This is a genomic window from Sporolactobacillus terrae DSM 11697, assembly GCF_000648615.1.
In the GTDB taxonomy this organism is placed as follows: Bacteria; Bacillota; Bacilli; order Bacillales; family Sporolactobacillaceae; genus Sporolactobacillus; species Sporolactobacillus terrae.
This window is the reverse complement of the sequence record NZ_JFZC01000041.1, coordinates 129246-154259: the sequence shown is the minus strand read 5'-3', so window position 1 is coordinate 154259 and position 25014 is coordinate 129246. Positions and strand designations below refer to the sequence as shown.

Below are 25014 nucleotides of genomic sequence, written 5' to 3'. Positions count from 1 at the left end.
ATCCGCTCCTCGTTTATACAATTGGGGGGGCGCCCGTGGGTGCGTCTCTTGTCCCATTCCATTCATTCAGTTTCTTAACGGACTTAATAAATACCATTAATCCTTGCTTGAGCCGATCCATTCGCTCATAGGTAAAATTCAGCCGTACCCAATGCTCGCCATCACTTTCTTGCGGGTAGAATACATTGCCCGGTGTGTAGATCATGCCTTGTTCCCCGCATAGCGCCAGTAATTTTTTCTGCGGTACTGCATAAGGGAGACGACACCAGAAATAAAAGCCGCCGGCGGGCAAATCAAACGGTATGGCCGATTGCTCCTGCCGTAATAATTCTGCAGCGGCATCCCTTTTCTTTCTGTATAATGGCAGAATTTTCTTAAGGTGTTCCTCATAGCATCCGTCCCGCAAATAGCGATCCACAAGGATTTGGCTGTCTGTATTCACATGAAGATCGGTGATTTGCTTTAACAGCAAAAATTTCTTCATCACTGCCTCAGGAGCGATGGTCCAACCGATTCTTAATCCTGGAAAAAGTGCCTTTGACAACGTACTGAGATAAATCACATAGCCATAAGCATCAAGCGCTTTAATCGGAAGCGGATGTTCCTGATCAAACGTGATATCTCCATAAGGATCATCCTCTAAAATCGGAACCTGGAAGCGATAGGCGAGTTTCAGCAACGCCTTCCTTCTCGCCATGCTCATCGTAATGCCCGTCGGATTATGAAAGTTGGGAATGGTATAGATGAACTTCGGTTTATAACGAGAAATTTGCGCTTCAAGTACATCCAGCCGCATGCCTTCCCGATCCATGGGAATGCCGATAATTTTAGCGCCCATTGCCCGAAAACACTTAATCGCCTGTAAAAAAGTCGGTTCCTCAACAATCACAGCGTCGCCGGCAGACAGGAATGCGCGTGCGGCAAAATCAATGCCTTGCATCGAACCGGATAAAATCATTGTTTCCTTTGCAGTCACAGTAAGATTGCGACCTTCCATTAATTGGCTGATGCTTTCGCGAAGCGGGTAATAGCCTTCGACCGGACTAAAATTAAGATGAGCACTGGTGATTGGCAGTTCCCGCTGAATGCGCTGGAAATCAGCAATTGGATACAAATCCGGATCACCAATCCCTGCCGCAAGCGAGATGACGCGATTTTGATTCCCCATATACATAATCTCGCCCACCGCATCATTTAAGTTCGCCATGCGCTTATCAAACAGGGGATACCATGACATCGGCAGCACTGCCGGCTGTAACGGGACGGGATCGGGAACCTTCTGTTCGGTAACAACCGTTCCCCTGCCGGTCTGTGCATCAACCAGACCAAGCGCTTTTAATTCCTCATAGGCCTTAATGACGGTCGTCCGGCTGATCTTTTTAAGCTCAGCTAATTTGCGTTCCGGAGGAAGAATAAACCCTGCCGGCAGGTTTCCAGACAGAATCTGTCCTTTTATCTGACTGGCAATTTGAAGATAGACCGGTGTTGCCGCTTCACGGTTAATCGTTACGTTCATTACATTCCTCCTTCTGCTGATTCAAATTATTCTTATCATATCCATACCAATACCTTATGAAAAGATCCAATTGGATCGATCCTGAGCAGTCCAATTTTGGCCACAATGATTCGTTTATTTTCTAAAACATTCGTAGGACCTTTACAATGAAAATCATTGTCGTTTATAATTAGGCTAACAATGTTTCTCAAAAGAAACATTTTGTCTTTTGACTACTAATTTTTCTAAGGAGAATGATATGGAGATCTCAAATTTATCGGTCTACTACGGCAAGCGGCGTGTCCTAAACGATGTCTCAGTGTCCATTCGTTCCGGCAAAGTTACCGGGATCATTGGCCCAAACGGGGCGGGAAAGTCAACATTTATGAAAGCTGTGCTTGGATTGATTCCAATGTCGACGGGAACGATTACGTTGGACAGCGGCGAAACCAATCCGAAAAAGTGGCATCAAACGATCGCTTATGTACCGCAACGACAGTCGATTGATCTGACCTTTCCCATCACGGTTTTTGACATGGTACGGATGGGTACCTATCCATCTCTGGGGCTATTTAAACGACCGGGAAAAGCTGAGAAAGCCCGTACGCAGAAATGGCTTGAAGCTGTCAAACTGGGCGATTTAGGCCACCGGCAGATTGCCGCATTATCCGGCGGTCAGTTGCAGCGTGCGATTATCGCCCGTGCGCTGGTTCAAGAAACAGACCGCTTTTTTCTTGATGAACCGTTCGCCGGTGTCGATGTCGTCAGTGAAAAAATCATTATGGACTTAGTCCGTGAGATGAATGCTCAAGGAAAAACCTTTGTCATCGTCCATCATGACCTCAGTACAGTTAAGGATTACTTTGACGATGTGGTGATGCTTCATTCGGATCATATTGTCTGTGGTGAAGTGGCGCATGTGTTTACCGGTGAGCAGCTCAAACATTTCTACGGTGCGGAAATCAATTTTTAAGGGAGGTTAAATCATTTGGAATTTTTCTCAGACATCATGAACTATCGTTTTCTTCAGCAAGCGCTCATTACCTCAATCTTGGTAGGGATCGGATCAGGCGTTATCGGATCGTTTGTCATTCTTAGAGGGATGTCACTTATGGGCGACGCCATCTCTCATGCCGTCCTTCCAGGCGTGGCTATTTCATTCATGCTGGGCATTGATTATTTTATCGGTGCAACGCTCTGCGGTGTTTTCGCTGCCCTCTGTATGGGGTTTATCAGCAGAAAGAGCCCGATTAAAAGCGATACATCAATCGGGATTATCCTCAGTTCCTTTTTAGCGCTGGGCATGATTTTGATCACGGTGGTACAAAGTTCAACCAATCTCTATCATATTCTATTCGGCAATATTCTCGCAGTAACAATGCATGATCTCATGCTTACCCTAATCGTCACGCTTCTCGTTATTATTCTGGTCTCACTCTTTTACAAGCAACTGCTGGTCAGCTCATTTGATGAAACCATTGCCCAGACCTATGGAATCAACACGCAAGTGATTCACTATTTCTTAATGGTGTTACTGACGCTGATGACGGTGGTCTCCCTGCAAACGGTTGGTGTCATTCTGATTGTGGCGATGTTGATTACGCCTGCCGCCACGGCTTACCTGCTCACCGATAAGATGAGTCGCATGATTGTTCTTGCAGCCGTGTTCGGCGTCATCAGTTCCGTCATTGGCCTCTACTTCAGCTTCACGTACAATCTGGCCTCCGGTGCAACGATTGTCGTCAGTGCAACGGTGATGTTCGGCATTGCTTTCCTCTTTTCGAAAAAAAACCAATTTATCTTTAAAAAGGAGCAGTGATTCATTTGCATACGACCAGCCGCTATTTTACCCTCGCCTTAGGTCTCATCATGGTATTCGCTCTTTCCGCCTGTGGCAGTTCGTCAGGATCTACAAACAACAAATTGAAAGTTGTTGTCACGAACTCCATTCTTTACGACATGGCTAAGGAGATCGGAAAAGATCATGTCGACGTTCATAGCATCGTACCGATTGGCACGGACCCGCATGAATATGAACCACTGCCAACAGACGCGAAAAGTGTCGCTAAAGCCAACCTCATCTTCTATAATGGGCTGAATCTCGAAGTCGGCAATGGCTGGTTCAAGAAAATGATTGACAGTGCCGGGCGAAGCAGCGATTATAATAAAAACATCTTTGCCGTAAGCAAAGGCGTTACAGCCATTCATCTAAACTCAGAGGGTCAGGAAAAACAGATCGATCCGCACGCATGGCTTGATATTCAAAACGGGATCAAATACATCCGCAACATGGAGAAACAAATGGCGAAGCAAGACCCGAACCACGGCGATGCCTATCATAAAAATGCAGATGCTTATGTAAAGAAACTTGAGGATCTCGACAAAGAAGCCAAGGAAAAAATGGCGGCAATACCGGAACAACAAAGCTATCTAATCACTAGTGAAGGTGCATTTAAGTACTTCTCACGTGCGTATGGACTTCACCCGGAATACATTTGGGAAATCAATACTGAAGAACAAGGGACGCCTGATCAGATGAAACGGATCATTGGTATTATAAAAAAACACAAGGTCCCGCACCTCTTCGTGGAAACCAGTGTTAATCCGAAAAGCATGGACACATTGTCCAAAGAAACGGGTATTAAGATTTACAGCAAAATCTTCACCGACTCCTTGGCTAAAAAAGGTAAGGATGGTGACACCTACTACGGCATGATGAAATGGAATCTTGACCATATCTATGACGGACTAAGCAACTAATTTCCCCTTTAAAACAGCCGTTCTCAATTTGAGAGCGGCTGTTTTTTCCAGAATATGATTTTGTCCCATCTTCAAACCCATAGCCCAGTATCTGGACCGAGAATCAAATGCGCAGATACGCGAGACGCCTGCGGCAAGCGAGCAATCGGAGCGATGATTCAGCACTGAAAAGACACGAATCCATCACACATGGCTGAAGATGAGGGACCGGGCGCTTTTTGCTAGGTTTTTCTCATTTTATCCGCCAAAAGTTTAAACAAAGGAACTTTTGTTTCTTATTGACATTAATGTTTCCTTAGTGCAAAATAGAGTTAGCGAATCTCTGCATCTGACCTTGAAGTTTATTTTATGGAGGTTGTTGGTTGTGCTGGAAAGTAAAGTTAAAGCATTGTCATTGCATTACGGAGCGCAAGCACATGTCCCTGTCGATCCATTTCTGATCGCTTCTAAAGCGCACATCACCGTCTATCATACCGACTGTGAATTTTCCGATCGCTTCGGCATCATCCGAACGAAAAATGAAGGGCAAACGTTATTCTATTTGGCAAGCAACTGGGACCAAGCACATCAGCGTTTCTTTCTCGCGCATCTGCTTGGTCACTATTTTCTTCATCTCAATCAGGAACAGCACGCAGACCGTTATTGCCGTATTCGCTACAACAGCGATCCATCAGCAGGGTATCCTGAAGAACAAGAGGCCGATGAATTTGCCCGCTTCCTTTTAATTCCGAGTCATGCATTGAGTGATTGTTTGAATCAGCGGTTGTCGGTGGAAGAAATCGCCACGCATTTAATGGTTCCGAGCGCCCAAGTTAAAGCGCGACTAAATGAGCTCAAGCGTGCGCAGAACCCGTCCGCAGATCCATCGATCCGTGGGCAAGTCAGCTAATGGAGCAAGAGACTGATCATACTAAGGGGGAAAGGCTGCGCCTATGTCTTACAAAGAGGATGAAAAAGCAATGAATGAAGCTGTTGATCGGCATTTTCAAGAAATGATTGAAAAAAGCGGTTATCCATACGAAGACGTTCACAAAGAATCAACCTGCGCTAAACGCCCTTGGCAATGGATTCACCGTTTGCTCGTAAAACTGTAAGTTGCTTAAGCATTTTCATATCTTAGCTTCTCTAATTGAGCAATACTAAGCCTCTCAGACTTCAAATTAAGTCTGTTCTTTTTTTTTCTTTAAATACTGTTCAATCCCATCCAAAATACGCTTCAGCCCAAACTCAATATCGTCGCCGGCATCTTCAGAGGACTGGTTTTCATCTGTATAAGCACCCGATGCAACAACGCTGTGCAAGTAGGGAAAACGTTCCGGGGTCACTAGACTTGCCAGTGTATCGGCATATCCTTTTCCGCTAAACGCATCCGGAGGACTGCCTAACTGCATCGCACGTGCCATGTCCTTCTGAAGAATGCCGCACGCACGCGCGTAACTACTGAGCAGCAAAATCACGGCCATCTTCTCAGAATCTTCAAGCGGTACATGCTGCAGCCCACCAAGCGCCCAGTCTACTACTTTCAGTGCATTCGGCGTCATCGGCACACCATAAATTGGTGTCTCTAGAAACCACGGATGTTCTTTATAGACGTCAATGGTCGCTTGAACAAATGCTTCCATCGCTTCTCTCCACCCATGTTCCGCCTTCTCCAATGGAATAGAAAGATCAGAAATCGCATCCTGCATCAAAATGATGAGATCATCCTTACTTGGTATGTATCGATAAAGCGACATCGCTGTAAATCCGAGTGATTTTGCTACCCGATTCATGGAAACCGCTGCAAGTCCATCCTTATCGGCAATCGAAACCGCTGTATCCACAATCTGTTTCAGACTCATTTCTCGCTTTGGGCCCCGGCTCGACGGTTTTCCTAATCCCCAGCTGAGCGCAATACCGTTTGGAAGCTGCTTGTCCATAGTCCATCCTCCTGATCTCGCATCTGGTCGACGTTTCCGCCGATTTAGATCATAAAAACTTGCACATTAATTGTATACGTTATATACTGTGTACGCAATAAACCGTTTATATCATACACAGAAGGGGATGTATGCATTTGACACGTTACGCGATTGATGTCCATGGTCTGTCAAAATCTTTTAATGGCACGCGAGTCCTTAAACAGATCGATTTTTCCGTCTCTTCCGGAAGTATCTTTGCATTGCTCGGGCCTAATGGAGCGGGAAAAACAACCATTATTCATATTCTTTCCACCTTATTGAACGCGGATGCGGGTTCGGTTTTTATTGATGGGCATGATGTTTCCGCCAGTAAAGAAGAAGTGAAACAATTGATCAGCCTCACCGGTCAGTATGCTGCGGTTGACGAATTGTTGACTGCCCAGGAAAATCTGATCATGATGGGCCGGCTCTTTGGGCTGAAAGCTGTTGTAGCTAAGCAACGTGCGCTTACCTTGCTCCAACAATTCGATTTAGTCGATGCTGCCCATAAAACAGTCAGAACTTTTTCCGGAGGCATGCGACGTCGTCTTGATCTGGCCGTCAGCATCATCGTCAAAAAACCAATCTTGTTTCTTGATGAACCGACAACCGGACTCGATACGGTAAGTCGGCGAGCCTTGTGGGCAATGATCTGCGCATTAAAAGCACAAGGCACAACCATTTTTCTGACCACACAATATTTGGAAGAAGCCGACCAGCTTGCTGACCATATTGCCTTTATTTCCAATGGACGGATTGTTGCGCAAGGAACCGCTGATGAATTAAAAGCGCAAATTAATCAGGATATCATTGAATTACGAAATGAACACAATGAAATGCTTCAGGAAATTCCGACAGACGGAACAATCCAGCAGCTTAAACAGCGGATCGATGAACTCATCGACCACGTCCCTGCGCAAACCCGTATTCGTATTCGCCGGCCAAGTATGGATGACGTTTTCCTGTCTGTAACCGATCGGCGAAAGGAGGAAATCAATCATGAACAATGAGTCACTTAAATCCAGCGTTTGGGTTGCGCAGCTCATCTTCATTCAGCGCAGCATTCGCCACAGCATCAGAAACACGGATGCAATGATTATGGCCATTGCTCTACCCATTCTCTTAATGCTTCTGTTTACTTATGTTTTCGGTGGTGCCATTGACCCAAGCGGAAATTATGTGACCTACGTGGTTCCCGGCACCATCCTCTTATGTGCCGGCTTTGGCTCATCCAGTGTAGCCGTTGATGTTGCTCAAGATATGACCAATGGCATCATTGACCGCTTTCGCACGATGTCCGTAAGAAGCCTTGATGTGATCAATGGTCATGTGGTGGCCAGTGTTTTACGTAATTTGCTCGCTACGACGCTTGTAATCGGTGTTGCGCTACTGATCGGCTTTCGTACGGAAGCCAGTTTCTTGCAATGGCTTGGCGCCATTGGGATCATTACATTATTTATTTTTACCTTCACTTGGCTTTTCGCTGCAATTGGGATGATGGCATCCGGACCGTCTGCTGCCGGAGGATATGGCTTTGTCTTACTTTTTCTTCCTTATTTATCCAGTGCATTTGTTCCGACAAACACCATGCCCGGCTGGCTTCGCGGGATTGCCGACCATCAACCGATCACGCCGATCACCGAAACGATCCGCTCGCTACTCAATGATTCCCCGCTGCATACCAACGGATGGTGGTCCCTCGGCTGGTGCGGCGGCTTACTGCTCGTCGCATTTGTTCTGAGTGCTTGGTCCTTTCAACGGAAATCCGGACGTCGATAAATCATTTTTCATAGATCACGATAAATTTATAGTCAAATCCTTCAATATATGTTAACCTATTATTCGATATAGTTAACTTATAAACAAGGAGATCTATTAAAATGAATCATACACGTCTGAAAAATTTAATTCTATGTGCACTGTTTGCCGCCATTACTGCAATTCTTGCTCAAGTGACGATTCCGCTGCCGATTATTCCGATCAGCGGTCAAACCTTAGCTGTCGGCCTTACCGCCACAATTCTAGGAAGCCGCTACGGAACCGGCTCGATGCTCGTCTATGCCGGTCTTGGCGCAATCGGCCTACCCGTATTTGCTGAAATGAGTGGGGGATTCGGCATTATCCTCGGACCGACCGGCGGTTATATTATCGGTTTTATTTTCGCCGCTTTTGTGACCGGATGGCTTCTTGAACACACGAAATTCAATACGCCAATGGCGATCGTTGCCAACGTTGTCGGCATGTTCGTCACACTTGCGATTGGCACGATCCAGCTGAAATTTGTGCTCGATCTGTCATGGGCCAAAGCAATGGCTGCCGGCGTCTACCCCTTCCTGCTTGTTGGCGTCGTGAAAGCGGCCATCGCCAGCGTTGTCGGTATTCAAGTACGCTCACGCCTGACAAAGTTTGGCTTGTTGACTGCTAAGAACAAGCAACCTGCAGCATAAAAAAATAGTGAACAGCCCTCCGTAATTACAGGGGGCTGTTTTTCATTTAATACGATAAGATTATCGATTAGAGTATTAGGGCAACGAACGCTTAGCCGGCGCTAGAAGCTTGGCTTCGCCAAATTTATTTATAGGAACCAAGCGCAGCCTTATGCCGCTCTTCTGATTAGTTTTCGACCGCCACTTTGTTCACTTGGTGCTCGCTTGTGCCCGTCTTCACAATCGTCAGGACATCATTCAGGCTGATTTCAACCATATTTTTCACTGCATTATTGGTGTAGAAGCCGATATGCGGTGTGATCAGTACATTCGGCAGCGTGCGCAACGTCTTCAGCTGCTCACTCGGTAGTGCTTTGCCGCGCAGATCCTGATTGAAAACGCATTCTTCGCCGTCCAAAGTATCCAGTGCTGCACCGGCAAGTTGCTTGTTTTGCAAAGCGGCGATCAACGCATCGGTGTCGACAACCGGACCGCGTGATGCGTTGATGAGTACAGCGTCATTCTTCATCAAGGCAAGTGCGTTCGCATCAATCAGGTGTGTCGTTGATTCCATAAGCGGCACATGCAGTGTCACAACATCTGCCGTTCGAAGCAGTTCTTCTTTGGACACATACGTGACGCTGTCCTTGAGTTCATCGCGTTCAACAATGTCGTTGGCAATGACTGTGGCGCCAAGCGCTTTGAACAAACGAGCAGCCGTCCCGCCGATCCGCCCCGCACCAATGATTCCGACGGTCAGTGTGCGAATCTCGCGTGCCATCAGTCCTGCCCAGCGGAAATCCTGCTCGGCACCGCGCGCATCAAACAAAGGCAAGTTGCGAATCAAGCGCATCGTTTGTGTCAGTGCCAGTTCGGCGACTGAGTTCGGCGAATAAGCCGGCACATTGGTGACAACGAGTCCGTGCGCGCTCGCTTGCTCAAGGTCAACCATATCATAGCCGGCTGTGCGTGAGGACAGCTGCTTCAGTCCATTTTTCTCAAGTTTTTCGTATACAACTGGATCACTGATGCGACTGCGCTGTTGAATCACAATCCCGTCATAGCCCTGCGTTTGATCTGCCGTATCCGCATTTAATTCAAGCTGGTTGATGTCCACTCGGACCCCTGTTTTCTTCTCCCATTTCCTGATTGCCGCTTCCTCATCATCGCGAACGGAAAACATGATAATCTTCATTGTTGCACGCTCCTTTGTTCTTTTAGCGTTTCCACATAGTGTGCGATCCGGCGCATCGCCTCTTGCAGCTGTTCCATGCTGGCCGCATAACTGATGCGAATATAGCCTTCACCGCCGGGGCCGAACGATCCGCCTGGAATTACCGCCACCTTCGCTTTATGTGCCAAATCGCGGCTGAAATCCATGCTGTTTTGAATCATATGAGCCGGAATCTTAGCAAATAGATAGAACGCACCTTGTGGTTTGACGCAATCGAAGCCATTTTTACTCATCGCCTCATAGACAAAATCACGCCGCTTCTGATATTCCGCGCGCATGTGAACCCCGTCATCTATCCCGTTTTCAAAGGCTTCCAGTGCCGCATCCTGAGCGACCGTAGCCGTCGAGGTAATCGTGAATTGATGAATCTTTCCCAGTTCCGTTGCAATCGCAGCCGGAGCACAGATGAAGCCGATCCGCCATCCGGTCATCGCGTGTGATTTTGACGCACCATTGATCACGATCGCCTGATTTGGAAGGTACTCAGCCATTGAAATATGACGCTCACCATAGGTCAGTTCGCTGTAAATATCATCACAGATGACGAAGATGTCGTGCTTTTTCAATACATTTGCCAGTGCCTCAATCTGATCACGCCGGTACGTCACACCGGTCGGGTTACATGGGAAATTGAAGATTACTGCTTTCACGGCATCGCCATGCTCGGCAAGTGTCTTCTCCAGCAGCTCCGGTGAAAGCACAAAGCCATTATCAGACGTATCCATGAATACCGGTTCTGCTTTGGCAAGCAGCGTGTCCGGGATATAGAGCGGGAAGATCGGTGTCGGCATCAGCACCTTGTCTCCAGGATTCAAAATTGAGGTGAGTACCGTATAGATTGCTTCGGTTGCTCCGGCAGTGACAAGAATTTCATGATCCGCATTGTAGAACAGACCGTACTTTTTCTCGAGAAAACGGCTGATTGCCTGGCGAAGCTCAGGCGTTCCGTTCGGCGGCGCATAGTGGCTGCGATTATGGTCGATGCTCCGTTTTCCGGCCTCTTTCACATGTTCCGGTGTATTGAAATCCGGTTCTCCAATGGTTAACTTAATAATCCCTGGAATTGCTGAAGCTTCCTGATCAAACTTCAGGATGTCAGACGGCTGAATTAAACTTAATTCCTTTTTCATCTTGCTGACTAATGAATGGGTCATGATGATTTCTCCTTTTCCAAAGTGTGAAAAAAACACCCACGGTTTCAATAAACCGTGGGTGCTCAGGAATTCTTCGCGATAAAACAAAAACCACACGGATTATTGATTCTTTATCCATGTGGTTATTTTTCCAAGTTTAATCGTACCACCTTGGCTCCCGCATGGATGCAAGCTTCTGTTGAAGAAGTGTTTGCATCCAGCGAAGCAAATGCAAACACTAACGAAAGAAGCCAAAGTAGTAATAAAAGCTATTCAATTGGAGTTTTCCTGCTCGTTTCATGACCAAGGACTCCTTTTGAGTTGGTGATCTATTTATATCAAATTTTTTAAAAAGTGTCAAACTTTTATTTTTTCAAGGCGCTGGGAAAACGAATGAAGCTTCGTTCCATCGACGCCGAAGCTGGATCAATCAAACAAGCCGATCTGCTCGGTTTCGCCAAGGCGTTCAAGGCTTTGCGGAGCGTGGTCTTCAAAGTACGCTTTGCGGATTCGTTTTTCCTTGGTCATGACTTGTTTGCCGGAGTCAGACGCGCCTCGCAGGCGGCAACTGTAAATGACAGGGAAATAGTCTTGCAGAAATTTGCCTTCGGCAAGAGCCGTGAGCGCAATCATCTGGAAGCCAAGTTGCTGGGCGACAAAAAATACTGGACTTAGCACATGGTCACTGGATGCCTGACCGAACGGGTTGTCGAGAATGACGGCCCGATGCAAGTGTCCATTCGATTTAAGATGCTTCTTTTTCTCCGCAACATAGTTGAGGATACCGAGAAAAAGCGTCATGTTTTTGCTCCAGCGCTCGCCTCCGGACCAAATATTGCTCGTCTCCCATGTGTAAAAGCGTGTGGACACCGTACTGTCGCTCGCTACCTTTCGCAGCGTCACTTTTAAAACATCGCTGCCGATGATCTCGCGGAGTAGTTGCTTCGACTGCAGCCAAGTATCCAGCGCTTTGCGTACTTTTCCGCTGTCCTGCCTGCCCTCCTCATTGAAGAAGCTCGGCTCATCCAACTTATCTAAAATCCATTCAACATGATTGCGAATCCGCGCTTTTCCGTCTTCTTCTTTCCACTCTGGAATCGTAAACGAATAAATTTGCTTCCAATCGTCTTTGACCTTGACCTTGGTTTTCTTTGGAATCTGCCGCAACTCTTCCGCCAATGTACGGAGATGGGTTTGAATTTGGTCAATGAACAGCTGCAAGTCCTTGTCGCTCTGGCGGATATGCTCACGGGCATAATGAGAAATGCGCGCGATACGCAGTGACATATTCTTCTTGAAGGCAATGATCGCCTCAAAGCTTTGCTTTGTTTCGATGCCGCTGATTGCCATTTGTCTGAGCTTAACATCGGAAATTTGAGTTCGGCAAAAGTTCTTAAATGTCTGCTGAGCACGTCCGACTTCACTTTTCCCGGCCATCACAGTGGCTTGATTTTCTTCTAGCGCATCGGTAATCGCCGACACCGATTTTTTACGGTTATAGGTCAGATCATTGATTTCTTCGCGGGTTAACGGAATCGCTTTGAGATCCGGAGCCGTAAAATGATGGGCGATCTCAAATTTATCGAGCTGCGTGCTCGCCTGATTAAGCGCCGTCAGCTCTTTTTCAATGCGTCCGGCTGCCTGATCAAGATAGCGTTTGCGTTCGTTCAGCCGCTTTTTCTCGCCCTGAAGCGCCTGCTTTGCATCGCCCGTATCCTTATGAAAATCAACAACTTCTTCATTCGGGAAATGCTGCTGGAATTGTTGCAGGCTGCTGCGCACACTCCCTTTTTGTTCCGCTGCTTTCAATTGAGCCGTCTGCGCGGCATCGGCACGCTGCTGCTGCTCCTTTTCACGTTCCTTAATGCGTACCCGGAGTGTTTCAATTTGCTGATCGCCATCGCCCGGGAACCTTTGCGTTTCGTCAATGGAGTCGTACGTGCGGCGCAGGCGGTTCATGGCTTCATCAAGATGGTTAATTTCGCTCGCCGCACCCTTGCGTTTTTCATCCCATTCGCCGCGCGTTTTGTTGATTTGATTTAAGCGCATTTCCAAATTCTTGATCTGTTCCTTGATTACCGCTTTGCTTTTGTCTGTCCTTTCCGGAGTCAAGTCGCGCAGAGCAATATAGTCGTCATCTCGCCGCAAAATACGAAGTTCGGCAGAAATGGCGTTCAGGCGCTCATCAATGCGCTTCTTTTCATCATTTAAGAGACTGAGCTTGTCGAGCACCGCTGCAAGCGCCTGCTCGGCTGCGCGTACATGCGCTTTCGCTTGTGTTAATCGCTCTTTTTCTTCTTCAATCGTTTTCTCAATCCGCAACGCACGACGCGCCTTTTCCATATACAGCGCCAGTCCGTTTCGTTCTTCTCGATACTGGTCGATCGCTGCCTTGCCCTTCATTCGCTCCGTTTCCAAATCAGCTGCTTCCTGCTCCGTTTCGCGCATCGACAAGGTAAGCGTCTCGAGCGCGTTTTGCAGCTCGTTCTTTTTGGCACGCTGCGCTTCGACCGTTTGATAGGCATAGTCGCTGAAAAAGCTGTTGAATGCATGGAGCGTCTGCTGCCAGCGAGCGGATTCGCGTTCATTGGCCGCGCGTCGTCCCGTCGCTTGATCGGCTTCATCCCCCAGCCGCTGTTTCCATTCTGCAAACGAATCGGGGTTCGTATTGCCCTGCCAATGCGCCGGAGCCACCCATTGGCCCGCATGTCGAGAATCCGCCGCCAGTGCTTCTTCCGTTGAAAGCACCGTGATCGGGTATTGCAGACGTGCCGCAACATGATCCAGTTTCTCCAGAAGCTGCCCCTTTTCCGAAGCCGTGGTCACAAGCGTAAGCGCCCATAGCGGGTAACCCAGCATCCGCCTTCGATCCGAGTCATCGACCATTTGCAGGTATTCCACACCTGTCGCAAGAAACCCAAATTGATTTTTCCATGCGGGGATGCGCTGATCCAAATAAGCATCGCCAAAAAATAGATCCTGATCGCCGTGATCATCGACAAATCGGCGGGCAACCCGTTCTTTATAGAGGAGCTCCTCGCGTTCTGCCGTGAAGCGATCGATCGTCTCGCCAAGCCGCTGCGTGATCGAGTCCTGATCAAGATACACGGTCTCAAGCCCGCTCCATTGCGGGCGCAGTGCCGCCAGCTGTTTGATGACACCGCGCTCTGCCTTCTCCATCTGTGCAAGCGCATTTTGCAGCTGATCGGATTCACGCATGGTCTCATTTTTCTCATTTTGTAACGCTGCTTTCTGTTCCTGAACTTCTGCCTGACGTGCACGCAGCTCCTTCTCCTGCTGCATCAAAGCAATGATTGCCTCGTCTAAAAATTGATCGCGCTGCGTCCATTTTCCGAGCTGCTCGGTCACCGTTTCTTGTTCCGAATGGATCGGCAGTTCGCGAATCAACTGTTCCAACGCTTCCCGATGTGTTTGCAAGCGTCCCTCAATTTTCGCGCACGAATCACGCCTCATTTTTTCTGTTTCGATGCAGGCTTTCTGCGCCGTTTCCTGCTCACTGATTTGCTGAACAAGCGGTTGCTGCGCCATTGTCAATTCCTGCCGCGTTGTTTCTAAGCTCTCGATCTCTTGCAGCAAACAGCCAAGCAGCTGGCGCTTGGCCAGTTCATACTCGCTGCGCAGCTCGCGCGCGTCCGCACGCCGATCCATCGCCTCCAACTGCCGTTCGCACTCCTGCAACAGCTCCATCTGTACGTTGCGTCGCTCAATTACTTTAGCCCATTGCAGCGAGGCATAGGCATGCCGGTCCTTTTGCAGCCGTTCTTCCGTTTCCGTTTGCAACGCGCGCGCCTTTTTATAGGCTTTGTCCAAATCGGCAAGCGCAATCTTTTCGGTGAAAATTTTGTAGGATTCGGCCTTAACCGCGTGCGTATAACGATCGTTTTTCCATTCTTGAAGCTTTGCATCGTTTGCCTCTTGCTCTGCCTGCTGTTTGCGCTGCTGATCCGTCAGCTGCTTCCAGACCCCTTTGGCATGCTGCTTTGTTTTCGTATACGTCACTTCGTGTTCATGCAGCCCTTCACTGGTTTTGCTGTATTCCTCAAGCGCGCTGCTGATCTGTTCGTTTTCTTCGATTGTCGCTTTCAGCTTCTGATAATTTTTCAGACTTTCAAGCTGTTTTTCAAACAAATCGGCGAAAAGATGGCGGTCATGTCCGACCATCGAATCCTCCACGGTTGGGATCAAGAGACGATCAAACAGTTGACTTGTATTCTTGCATTCATCAAAGAAGGCTTCAACGCCGCCTTCAGAACCGTTAATTTTGACAATGCTCTCCCATTCACTGGAGATAATGTTGTATTGCTCCTCCAGAAACGCTTTATAGTCCTTAATCGTCTTAAAGGTTTGTGCGCTGAGCGTCTTCTCATGCATGCCGCTGTAATAATCCTGCATTTCACCGCGGTCAGCGGGACGTTTGCCGCCTTTAGTGGCTCGGACAAACGGAATCCCCTCAATACCGTTCAGATCGTTCTCGTGGTATTCATAAACATAGCGCAGTGAATCGAGTGTGTTCTTCGTTGTAAACAGTGACACCGCCGTCACTACATAACGTCTCGGCTGCTCGTTGATGATCCATTCGATTGCAATATGCGCCGGCGCGCCGTCAAGCATCAAGGTATTCTTTATTTTGCGATCGGCAAGGTCGGTATGCGGCAAAATGGCCTGAAGCGCGGTTTGGATAAAGACGGTCTTCCCGCCGCCGTTCTCAATCAAGATCGCGCCATTCTGTCCGTCAAAGAGAAACAGCTCGTCATTATAGCGTTTGTTGCCTTCCTCGTAGATGACATTCGTTAAGCGGATTTTACTGATCGTCGGCATGCGGTTCATCTCCTTCAAAACCATAGAGGAATTCAAAAATTCCTTTACTATATTCGACTTCCATGAAATAGCGCTGAATAATCGTCTTCGCTTTCTCGGTCAGCCGGATCTCTTCATTGCCAATGTCTTGCACCAACTTTTGATCGGCCAAGAATCGTTTGACCGTATTGATAAAACTCATACGGCTAATCGTGTTGCCGCTTTGCTTCTTGGCGGTTTCTTTAATGTCGTCCATATCGTCCCATTTTTCGATAATCAGCCGCCAGTTATAGGAAAACGCTTGCTCCAACTGTTTCAGTTCCTCTTCATCATGCGTTTTCAACTGATCGATACGTTCCTGAATAAAACGTACCCACTCATCGAGGCGCAAAAACAGCCGCGTCGGTTCCTGACTCTGGTAGGTATCGTAAAAACTACCAAACAGAATCATTGTGGCGAAGTAGAGCAGATAGAGGTCGCCATTGGTTGCTCCGGTACGCAGATAATTGCGTTTGATCCAGTCGTTGCTGACGTGGAAGGGAGAAAGCTTGGTTTCAGGAATGAGAAACAGCTGCTCGCTGGTACTGATGACGACACAATCCACCTCTCTTGCAAAGGTGTCCAGCAAGCCGCGGATCGCATCATCGGCACGATAATTTTGTACGGCGTCTTCCGCTGCAGCGCCGTCTCTAGCGAGAAGCGTATAAAGGCGAAACGCCTGGGTCACTTTTTGTTCAGGATAGTTCATTGTTGCCCTCCTCCATATGGATCAGCAGCTCCTGGATCGAGAAGCGCTTGGATTTTTTCAGGATACCGCTTCCTTCACGCACATGGAGCACTCGGTCGCCAAGCAGTGTCAGTGCATCATCGAGTACCGTTTTGCCCTCATCGTCACCCTCAGTTTCTCCATTAATAATTGGCGAACGTTGATGCAGAATGAGCCAAAACTGGTAAAAGTAACGCTGCTCAAACAAATCGGAACGATCGCTTTCTTCGAGAAAATTGATGAACTGAGACAGTTTTCGAACACCGCTCTGCTCGGAAGCGCCCAGAAACAGAGCCATTAATTCTCGATATTTTTCCGCCAAAAGGCGTCGATACGGCAACGCTTCATCATCTGAGTCGACATCGATAAAGCCTTGGTCATCCGCCGATGCACGTTCTTCACTGATTTTCTGATCGGCGAGGATAGTCAGCGGCGACCACCGCTTGTTCTCCTCTACCTTCAGAAAAGGCTGGAGCACGCCGGCCATCGCTTCAAGCGGCAAAGGAGTTGCAGTAATTTTTGCAGACAAGTCCTGATCGAAATTGAAGGCTTGAATACCTGTATAGTATAAGGACTCTTGTGCTGTCAGCAGCGTGGTATTCTTCAAGTCGCCGGTTTGTTCCAGCAGCCGTGTATGCTCGTAATGGACCGACTCCAGTTCACGCGCAATGCGCAGAACCAGGTCATAAGTACGCGATTCTTTCTTATGCATGTCCTTTGCATACAGGCGCTGGCGCGTCTCTTTCACAAACGCACGCAGCGCTTTGAATTCATCATTCTCCCGGTTCAGCCGCCCGTAGATATCCTCAAGCAGCTGCTTATAGCGCTCAAAGGTCTCTTCAGACACGATACTGCGCTGGATTTCGTGTTTGAGCCGCGTCATCCGCTCGACAAGGCTTTCCACATCAATGCGCATCTCATTGATCTGCCTAAGGGCGCCCTTGAATTCACCCTTGTCCAGCTGCTTGCGCAACATGAGCTGATTGATCGACAACTGAAATTCACTGTAAAATTCCTTCGTCGCAAAAACGAGTTCAAGCCCGTCCTCATCCAAAGTGTAGTACTGCTGATTTGTTTTCATGTCGAAACTGCTCGCCTTCAAAATCGAATAATCAATCCCATCATCCGCCCCGGTTTCCCAATTAAAAAAGCTATAGCACCGTTTTTTTCCGGTGGTTGGCCGGAAGGTCTGAATAATCGACCGGGCCAGACGCTCGTAATCTTCATGATCCAGCCGGTACTGCATCTCAGCCGTTTTTTCTAGAAAAGCAGCCAGTTGTTTCGCTCCCGCCTTATATTGGCGCATTAGCTTCTGCTCAAAGAAAAACAGCAGCGCAAGCAGCCCAAGGCCTTTCATGTCGATGTCTTTTTTCTCGTGGTCCTGTTCACGCTTGCGCTCCAGCTCATAAAGCGGATCAAACAAAGCAAGCCGGCGTATCCGCTCCTTATAGCCGCTGACGATCTCGCGCAGATCTAGTTCTTCCAATCGGCTTCCCTCCCTATCTGCTGCAATTCCTTAGTCTTCAAGATTTCCTGTGGATAATAGTTTCCATTTTGAAGTGCGCGTTGTATTTGCTGCGCTTCCGGTGCCGGGAAATGGGTGAGAAAAGCATCGATCGCCGTGCTGCGCGCCTGTTGGTACGCTTTCCCCGCCGCCGCCTTTTTCTTCAGACACGCCTCATAAAAAGGAAGTGCCGGCTCTGCTGCTTGCTTTTGATTGAGTGAATACCAGATTGATAGTCCTTCTCGATCCAGATCGCCGAAATACAGAAAGCGATGTGCTGCCCGAACCGGATACTGCATCGAAAACTGCTCGATACTTTTAATCACCGCTTTACCGCAGCCATAGATCAGTGTGGCAAAACGTGTCTGTTTTAATACCGGCAGCAAGCCTTGATAGGTCGTTTTATTTTCAACAATCAGATGTGTTTGTTCGGATTCATGAATGAATCGAGGATTGATCGCAAGCATCAGTGGATCAGAGACGGGAAGGATATTAAGGCGCGCATACAAGCCGGTCTTCTCAAGCAGTTCCCTTCCGCCTTTTTCATCAATCCATTTTTCGTCGGCAACGAGTTCAAAGCTGCGCTCCGGTGCTGGAACCGCTTCTTGCGGAAATCCATGGTTTTTAAGGTAGTGATCCACTTTGATGAGGTCAGGCAGATCGCGCGCCCACAATTCCGGATCGCTGCGATAATAGCTATCCAGACTGATCGCTTGGTGCAGCTTGCTCCGGTAGTGCTGGAGCTCTTTATGGTAGTCGCCGCTCAGCGCGCTTTTATTAATTCGGTAGCGATTGGCAAGCGCGGGTATGCGAATTGTTCGCCCCGAAGCACGGATCATCACCAGCACCTGATGCCGCTCAAATTCGCGCACAGTTTCAGCGAAATCCGTATAGGAGCTGAAAAAGGGGTTGAGCAGCTGTTGAAGCTCATCCAAAGTGATCGTTTTCTTTGCAAAGGTTGCAATACGCTTTGTTACGTCATCCATAAAATGCCCCCGAATTCCTGCTATAGTACTATTGTACTAAATTTTCGAAGTATTTTCCTCATGACCTGACAGATGATGAAATTTTCCAGTTGAACGGTTTATCAGGCAGTTTGAGCGGTTTATCAGGCAGTTTGCGAATTTTATCAACCAGTTTGGGCGGTTTATCAGGCAGTTTGCGAATTTTATCAGCCAGTTTAGGCAGTTTATCAGTCAGTTTGCGAATTTTATCAGCCAGTTTGGGCAGTTTATCAGTCAGTTTGCGAATTTTATCAGCCAGTTTGGGCAGTTTATCAGTCAGTTTTATTAGTGATTCTTCCCTTTTCCCCTCCATGCTATAATCATAGTAACTGTTAAACAAGATCTATTTATGAAAAAAGGAGTATCCATTGGCATGAATGAAACAATTAGAACCCTTTTAAATCACCGCAGCATACGCAGTTTTACCGATCAGAAGATTCCTGAAGAACAGATTGATCTGATGGTTCGCGCTGCGCAGCATGCATCAACGAGCAACTTTTTCCAACAATACTCGATGATCCGCGTCACCGATCCGGCAAAGAAACAGGCGCTAGCCGAGATTGGCAATCAGCACTATATCGCCGAAGCTGACGGCCTGTTTGTCCTTGTTATTGACTTGCATCGCAATGCCGCGATTGCCAAGGCGAAGGAGCAGCCGTCCGATGTACTCGGTTCGACCGACTTTTTCTTCCGTGCATTCAGTGATACGGTCATCGCTGCGCAGAACCTCGTAACTGCAGCAGAAAGTCTGGGGCTGGGCGCCGTTTATCTTGGCAGTATCTTAAACGATCCTCAAGCGGTGGTTGATTTATTAAAACTGCCAAAACTGACCTTTCCGGCGTTCGGCGTTGCCACCGGCTATCCAAACCAAGCGCCGCAGCTGAAGCCGCGCCTGCCAAAAGAAACCGTATATTTTGAAAATGAATACCATTCAATGGAGCAGCCGCTTGAGCAATTAAAGGACTATGATCATGTCGTCAATCAGTACTATGATCTGCGCGATGCCAACCGCCGCGTCGATACGTTTACAAATCAGATCGCAAAAGCTGTCACAGGAACCCAATCGGAAAACAAACAAAAAATGATGGAAACGTTGAAAGCGCAGGGATTGTTTCAGTATTGAGGGGATGATTCTGCAGGTGGATGAATGGCAGACTCGCGATCATGACTTGGATAAGGACGTGCAGCAAGAATGAATCATCGATAGATGAGCACTCATCCCAGTTATAACGGCCAGCGTTTTGGCCTTTCTTTGTGAGTGATTTTGGCGGTTCGATCACACTTGGATTTACTTGATTGCTTAATCCAGAGTTTGGAGATCCCTTTCCAGACTCATTTTTTATGTTCTCATTTGAGACACCCGCGCTAGTGAAGGACCTGCTTGCTTCTTTTAAGCAATGGCCATCGCGCAAATCAGTCATCTTTTATAAAAAGCGCAAGCTCACACAGTCGGTCATACTGCCACATGCGCTCCTGATCCACCGCTTTCAGATCACCGTCAGTCGCATGGAAGACGCTTTTGGCCGCATAGGTCGATGCATGGATTGCGTGCCCTGTCATATGTGCGGTAGCTGCCGCTTGGCCGGCAGCTCGAGCGGCGGCAATAGCCGCGTCGCTTTTGGCTGCGCGGGCGGCGGCATGCGCAGCAAAGGCTGTTTTTCGTGCGTCACCGATGCTAATGCGTCCGCGTGCCCACGCTCGTGCCGCATCCACTGCTTTTCTCGGGCGATTGTCTTTCGGACGTTCCTGATCAAAATAGCAAATAACATGTTCCGCGCATTGTACCGCCCACAGCGCAGCAATCTTTTGACTTACCGTTTGAAGCTTCTCATCAATTGCCTTCTTACGTTCTGATTCTATGAATTGCATAACATCCCTCCTTGGCAGGCGGTTATTTCCGTGGCGCAGGCGCTTCTGTTTACCGCTGTTTCTACACGATCTGCTCCAGAACAGGTTGCGCCTCTGTCCGCATGCTCAAAATCAGCACCTGTTTGTGCCTCCTTATTTTCTCCAATTTTTCAAAGATCATTGGTTTTTTCGTTTTCGGGAAGATCTAGATGTTCCTGACCCCCGAACCAATCATCATTCATCCCGCGAAGCGCCGTTTTTCATCGTTTAAAAACAAACCTCTCCCAGCATTTTGGAAGAGGTCTGCAGCAATCGCGCTTAATCGTCTAAATTGAACAAAACGTGAGATCATCGGTAACGCTCATGAATCGGCTGAAAGAGTGCTTCATCCGAATTCCGGACGAGCGAAAAATGGTCATCGTTGTCATAGCCATTCAACGTTTGATTATGATGTTTCACGATCTGTTCTGCCGACAAAACCGGGGTGTCCGCAGTTCCATGGGCGTCGCCGACCAAGGTAACATCAAAGCCGTTGACCGTTGCCATCCGAACGGCGGTATCAATACAATATTCAGTCTGACAACCGGCTATCACAAGATGCTCGATGGCGCGTTCTTTGAGGTAGTCCAATAACGATGTGTGATAAAAAGCGCTTGTCGCGCTCTTTTTGAAAAAGGCTGCGCCTTCCGGTCTACGGATCGCCGGATGCACCTCGAAGCCTGGTCCCTCTCCTCCGGCAACACTTGTGTCACGAACAAAGACGATGTTCACATTCTCTTGAACGGCTTTTTCGATCACTGCATTAATCTTTTGAAGCAGGATTTCTTTATTGCCAACGCCGGGTTCGCCGGCATCGCCGTCAATCAGCGCTTGCTGAGCATCAATAACAAGTAACGCTTGGTTCATCGGGGCACGCTCCTCTACTATTTTTTTCATTGTAGCATAGTCGATTGATGAACATGCGGCCTGAACCATTCTTTTCGAATTCTCTTTTTCCGCAAGCGAGCATGCGGGTTGGAGCCGTATAGATTTGATCAATACAGACAAGGCAGATGCCGAAATGTAAAGATTTTTAAAAATTTTTTCTAAAAAAACTGCCCCAGCGCCAATATGACGCGCGAGGCAGTTTTATCGAAGCGTTAGGCACGCGACCAATCGATCGGAATCGCATAGTCAATCGGATCGACGAGACCGGCTTCTTGAAACCCTTTAATGCGCAGCCGGCAGCTGTCGCAGGTTCCGCATGCTTTATCGCCACCATTATAGCACGAGGTCGTCCGTTCATAAGGGACGTGCAGCCGCGTGCCAAGGCGAATGGTTTCCGCTTTCGTCAAGTGCATCAGTGGTGTTTCAATAGAAATTTTGTGTTCGGTGACGCCGGCACGTGTAGCCAGATTGACGGTTTTGGCCATACTTTCAATAAATTCCGGCCGACAGTCGGGATAGCCGCTGTAGTCGACCGACGAAACACCGGTGAACACAGCCGATGCACCAATCACTTCGGCATATGCAGAAGCCAGCGCCAGAAAAATCATGTTGCGCGCCGGCACGTAAGTAATCGGGATGCCCGGATTTTCTTCATTTTGCGGCACATCCAGCTGTTGATCGGTTAATGCACTGCCGCCCAGCTGCTTGAAAAAGTCCAGATTAACAATGCGATGCGTGTTGACTTGAAAATAGTCGGCAATCTTTCGCGCCTGTTCCACTTCTCGATCGTGACGCTGCCCATAGCTGAACGTCATCGGCCAGAGCTCGTAACCTTGGTCTTTGGCGACGCCCATACAGGTGGTGCTGTCGAGACCGCCGCTTAAAACAACAACCGCTCTTTTTTTCATCGCCGGATGCCTCCTTTTTATCGGTTATCAATTTTTTCCGGATACATATCATGGCGGCTCAGCCGCTCAAAGGCGACCTGTTCCCAGCGCGTGCCCGGCTTGCCATAGTTGACATACGGGTCAATGCTGATGCCGCCGCGTGGCGTAAATTTCCCCCAGACTTCGAGATATTTCGGATCCATGAGGTGGATCAGGTCATCGGCAATTTTATTCATACAGTCTTCATGGAAATCGCCGTGATTGCGGAAACTGAACAGATACAGTTTCAGCGACTTGCTTTCCACCATCCGTACTGCCGGAACATAGCTGATATGAAGCGTTGCGAAATCCGGCTGATGGGTAATTGGGCAGAGACTGGTGAATTCCGGAAAATTAAATTTTACAAAGTAGTCCCGATCCGGGTGCGCATTCTGGAAGGTTTCCAGCAATCCCGGATCATAGTCAAAGCTGTATTTTGTCCCTTTATTGCCAAGCAGGGTTAAATCTTCCTTGGATCGGTCCATGGGATCGTCCCCTTTCATTCTTTGCTAAGCCCATAATCCGTATGAGCTGCTCTGCTGCGAATCCAGTGAACAATGAGGTAAATCAGCGGTACGCCAACAACCGCGTAACCGAATTTAAGCACGTATTCGCTACCGATCGTTGACAGAATCGCGGTAACGGGCAGAATGCCGGTAAACCCGACAAACATAAAAACGGTCGAGTCGGCCAGCTGGCTGATTGCTGTACTTAATAAACTGCGCAGCCAGAGCATTTTGCCCTGCGTGCGCTTTTTCAGTCCGGTAAAAATGGCAATATCCAGCGTTTGCGAAATGCTGTAGCCGCACAGCGAGGCAATGACGGTGCGCGGCATTGCACCGAGAATCTCAGAAAAAGCTGCCTCATTTTTCCAAAATGGCGCCGGTGGAAGATGAATCGCTGCCTGCAGCAAAACAATAAAAAGCAAATTGGCGAGCAACCCGATCCAGACGATTTTCTGAGCAATCGATTTGCCCCAACATTCGGTAATACTGTCAAGCACGAGAAAAGTCAGCGGATAGATGATAATACCCGAGGTCATGGAAAGGCCGCCAACAGAGAAAAGCTTTGCGGCCACAAGATTGGCTGCGATCAAGCAGGTGACAAACACCATCGCCAGAACGATCAGCTTAAAGGGGATAAAAACAGATGATTGAGTTGATACATGTTGCGGTGCGTTCATGGTTATCACTCCCGTAGTTTTTTTGGTAAGGCAGAGGAGGGTTTCGAACTCTGCCAAACGTGCAACTCCTTGATTATAGGCGCTGTTCTGGAATAATGGCAAGCACTTCATGAAAAAATGACGCATTTATTCGGGACGAAAAAGACGACCATCCCGAGGTTAAAGCGAAATCCGCCATAGTTAAAGCGAATCGCCCAATTCTTAAAGCGAATCTACTCAAAGTTAAAGCGAATTCCGCAAAAGTTAACGCCCTGTTAATCAGCATCGCTCCAAATCAATGTAAATTTTGCCGCGTCCGGCTGATTTGGCGCGTTTTTCACGATACAGCCGATTGAGCAGACGGCTGACGGTTTCAGGCGTTACGCCGAGATATCCGGCCATATCCTGCTCGGTCATCGCATGACGGATCAAGGTCCAGCCGCTGGAAGCCGGCGTTCCTGAGGTGCTTGCCAGACGTTTCAGTAGGGACAAAAGCTGATTCAGTGCTGGTTCAAGCACCGAATCGGCATAGCGATTCATCAGTTCCCGGCTTTTCTTTGCGAGAAATTCGGTCAGGCGACGTTCAAGCACGGGGTAACGAAGCATCAATTTTTGCATGTTCGTCCGACTGATGACGAGCAGCAGGCATGGCGTAATCGTTCCGCCATTAGCCGGATAATGACTTTCATCATCCGCCAAACCGACATGCGGGAACAAATCGCCGCTTGCAAACAGGCTGGCGATCCACCTTTTTCCTTCTTTATTCTGATGGTACGCATGGACCAGACCATCGACAACAAAAAAGTAATCGGTTAATGGTTCCCCTTGAACAAAGAGCAGTTTTTTATCCGCAATCCGTTTTATCCGTCCAAATGACGCGATCTCCCTCAGCTGCTCATCGGTAAAATTCTGAAACCAACCGGTTGCTTTTAAAACAGACATCAATGTCCCCCCCTTTTATCATTGACCCGCCGGCATGCGCCAAACGCGCGACCTGGCTCCCTCGCCTTGCCAGCACTTTAACCGCAAAACGAATCCGCCGCACTGCGGTCATTTGCTCTCCATTCACAC

24 protein-coding genes are annotated in these 25014 nt (G+C 48.2%); 9 read left to right on the top strand and 15 right to left on the bottom strand.

What is annotated here, in order from left to right:
• Positions 1–13: 13 nt before the first annotated feature.
• The gene (locus tag AA84_RS0109310; protein ID WP_028976967.1) at positions 14–1516 is read right to left on the bottom strand and encodes an aminotransferase-like domain-containing protein; all 1503 of its coding nucleotides are present in this window, start codon (positions 1514–1516) and stop codon (positions 14–16) included.
• Between the two features lie 238 nt (positions 1517–1754).
• On the opposite strand from AA84_RS0109310, the gene AA84_RS0109305 reads away from it, so the two are divergent.
• The 5 genes from AA84_RS0109305 to AA84_RS19010 all read left to right on the top strand — a co-directional run bounded on the left by AA84_RS0109305 (position 1755) and on the right by AA84_RS19010 (position 5349).
• Positions 1755–2468, top strand: a complete 714-nt coding sequence (locus tag AA84_RS0109305) for a metal ABC transporter ATP-binding protein (RefSeq protein WP_028976966.1) — start codon at positions 1755–1757, stop codon at positions 2466–2468.
• A 15-nt stretch (positions 2469–2483) separates the two neighbouring features.
• Positions 2484–3314, top strand: a complete 831-nt coding sequence (locus tag AA84_RS0109300) for a metal ABC transporter permease (RefSeq protein WP_028976965.1) — start codon at positions 2484–2486, stop codon at positions 3312–3314.
• A 50-nt stretch (positions 3315–3364) separates the two neighbouring features.
• Positions 3365–4255: a metal ABC transporter substrate-binding protein gene (locus tag AA84_RS0109295; RefSeq protein ID WP_051575262.1), complete on the top strand. Its 891-nt coding sequence runs from the start codon at positions 3365–3367 to the stop codon at positions 4253–4255.
• Positions 4256–4619: 364 nt separating this feature from the next.
• Positions 4620–5144, top strand: coding sequence for an ImmA/IrrE family metallo-endopeptidase (locus AA84_RS0109290; RefSeq protein ID WP_028976963.1), 525 nt, complete (start codon positions 4620–4622; stop codon positions 5142–5144).
• 43 nt (positions 5145–5187) lie between these two features.
• The gene (locus tag AA84_RS19010; RefSeq protein ID WP_160168712.1) at positions 5188–5349 is read left to right on the top strand and encodes a hypothetical protein; all 162 of its coding nucleotides are present in this window, start codon (positions 5188–5190) and stop codon (positions 5347–5349) included.
• 66 nt (positions 5350–5415) lie between these two features.
• Here AA84_RS19010 and AA84_RS0109280 read toward each other — a convergent pair whose 3' ends face one another.
• Complete coding sequence (locus AA84_RS0109280) at positions 5416–6174, bottom strand: TetR/AcrR family transcriptional regulator (RefSeq protein ID WP_028976962.1); 759 nt, start codon at positions 6172–6174, stop codon at positions 5416–5418.
• A gap of 131 nt (positions 6175–6305) precedes the next feature.
• Between AA84_RS0109280 and AA84_RS0109275 the strand changes: the two genes are divergently transcribed.
• From AA84_RS0109275 to AA84_RS0109265, 3 genes are all read left to right on the top strand, one after another.
• Positions 6306–7205 carry an ATP-binding cassette domain-containing protein gene (locus tag AA84_RS0109275; protein ID WP_037563331.1) on the top strand — a complete coding sequence of 300 codons (900 nt, stop codon included), beginning with the start codon at positions 6306–6308 and terminating at the stop codon, positions 7203–7205.
• Positions 7195–7974: an ABC transporter permease gene (locus tag AA84_RS0109270; RefSeq protein ID WP_028976960.1), complete on the top strand. Its 780-nt coding sequence runs from the start codon at positions 7195–7197 to the stop codon at positions 7972–7974. The genes AA84_RS0109275 and AA84_RS0109270 overlap by 11 nt, the downstream gene beginning before the upstream one ends.
• A 101-nt stretch (positions 7975–8075) precedes the next feature.
• Positions 8076–8642 (top strand): biotin transporter BioY, encoded by a 567-nt coding sequence (locus AA84_RS0109265; protein ID WP_028976959.1) that lies wholly within the window; start codon positions 8076–8078, stop codon positions 8640–8642.
• A 166-nt stretch (positions 8643–8808) separates the two neighbouring features.
• Here the strand turns inward: AA84_RS0109265 and AA84_RS0109260 are convergent, their stop codons facing one another.
• The 7 genes from AA84_RS0109260 to AA84_RS0109230 all read right to left on the bottom strand — a co-directional run bounded on the left by AA84_RS0109260 (position 8809) and on the right by AA84_RS0109230 (position 19393).
• Positions 8809–9816: a D-2-hydroxyacid dehydrogenase gene (locus tag AA84_RS0109260; RefSeq protein ID WP_028976958.1), complete on the bottom strand. Its 1008-nt coding sequence runs from the start codon at positions 9814–9816 to the stop codon at positions 8809–8811.
• Positions 9813–11009, bottom strand: coding sequence for a pyridoxal phosphate-dependent aminotransferase (locus tag AA84_RS0109255; RefSeq protein ID WP_028976957.1), 1197 nt, complete (start codon positions 11007–11009; stop codon positions 9813–9815). Before AA84_RS0109255 ends, AA84_RS0109260 begins: the two co-directional genes overlap by 4 nt.
• Before the next feature lie 405 nt (positions 11010–11414).
• Complete coding sequence (locus tag AA84_RS0109250; protein ID WP_028976956.1) at positions 11415–15827, bottom strand: coiled-coil domain-containing protein; 4413 nt, start codon at positions 15825–15827, stop codon at positions 11415–11417.
• Complete coding sequence (locus AA84_RS0109245; RefSeq protein ID WP_028976955.1) at positions 15811–16554, bottom strand: DUF6063 family protein; 744 nt, start codon at positions 16552–16554, stop codon at positions 15811–15813. The genes AA84_RS0109250 and AA84_RS0109245 overlap by 17 nt, the downstream gene beginning before the upstream one ends.
• Positions 16541–18058 carry a hypothetical protein gene (locus tag AA84_RS0109240; RefSeq protein WP_028976954.1) on the bottom strand — a complete coding sequence of 506 codons (1518 nt, stop codon included), beginning with the start codon at positions 18056–18058 and terminating at the stop codon, positions 16541–16543. The genes AA84_RS0109245 and AA84_RS0109240 overlap by 14 nt, the downstream gene beginning before the upstream one ends.
• On the bottom strand, positions 18046–19062 hold the full coding sequence (locus AA84_RS0109235) for a Wadjet anti-phage system protein JetD domain-containing protein (protein ID WP_028976953.1): 1017 nt from the start codon (positions 19060–19062) through the stop codon (positions 18046–18048). Before AA84_RS0109235 ends, AA84_RS0109240 begins: the two co-directional genes overlap by 13 nt.
• A gap of 58 nt (positions 19063–19120) precedes the next feature.
• Complete coding sequence (locus tag AA84_RS0109230; protein ID WP_028976952.1) at positions 19121–19393, bottom strand: hypothetical protein; 273 nt, start codon at positions 19391–19393, stop codon at positions 19121–19123.
• 60 nt (positions 19394–19453) lie between these two features.
• Here AA84_RS0109230 and AA84_RS0109225 point away from each other — a divergent pair, with 60 nt between their 5' ends.
• A complete protein-coding gene (locus AA84_RS0109225) occupies positions 19454–20203 on the top strand; it encodes an NADPH-dependent oxidoreductase (RefSeq protein ID WP_028976951.1) in 750 nt (249 codons plus the stop codon).
• Positions 20204–20493: 290 nt separating this feature from the next.
• Here the strand turns inward: AA84_RS0109225 and AA84_RS0109220 are convergent, their stop codons facing one another.
• The 6 genes from AA84_RS0109220 to AA84_RS0109195 all read right to left on the bottom strand — a co-directional run bounded on the left by AA84_RS0109220 (position 20494) and on the right by AA84_RS0109195 (position 24885).
• Positions 20494–20949: a putative immunity protein gene (locus AA84_RS0109220; RefSeq protein ID WP_028976950.1), complete on the bottom strand. Its 456-nt coding sequence runs from the start codon at positions 20947–20949 to the stop codon at positions 20494–20496.
• A gap of 327 nt (positions 20950–21276) precedes the next feature.
• A complete protein-coding gene (locus AA84_RS0109215; RefSeq protein WP_028976949.1) occupies positions 21277–21834 on the bottom strand; it encodes a cysteine hydrolase family protein in 558 nt (185 codons plus the stop codon).
• A 233-nt stretch (positions 21835–22067) separates the two neighbouring features.
• Entirely contained in the window at positions 22068–22763 is a 696-nt protein-coding gene (queC, locus tag AA84_RS0109210; RefSeq protein ID WP_028976948.1) for a 7-cyano-7-deazaguanine synthase QueC, read from the bottom strand.
• Between the two features lie 17 nt (positions 22764–22780).
• A complete protein-coding gene (gene queF / locus AA84_RS0109205) occupies positions 22781–23266 on the bottom strand; it encodes a preQ(1) synthase (RefSeq protein ID WP_028976947.1) in 486 nt (161 codons plus the stop codon).
• 14 nt (positions 23267–23280) lie between these two features.
• Complete coding sequence (locus tag AA84_RS17545) at positions 23281–23964, bottom strand: queuosine precursor transporter (protein ID WP_010027062.1); 684 nt, start codon at positions 23962–23964, stop codon at positions 23281–23283.
• 258 nt (positions 23965–24222) lie between these two features.
• On the bottom strand, positions 24223–24885 hold the full coding sequence (locus AA84_RS0109195) for a Crp/Fnr family transcriptional regulator (RefSeq protein ID WP_037563326.1): 663 nt from the start codon (positions 24883–24885) through the stop codon (positions 24223–24225).
• Between the last annotated feature and the right edge of the window lie 129 nt (positions 24886–25014).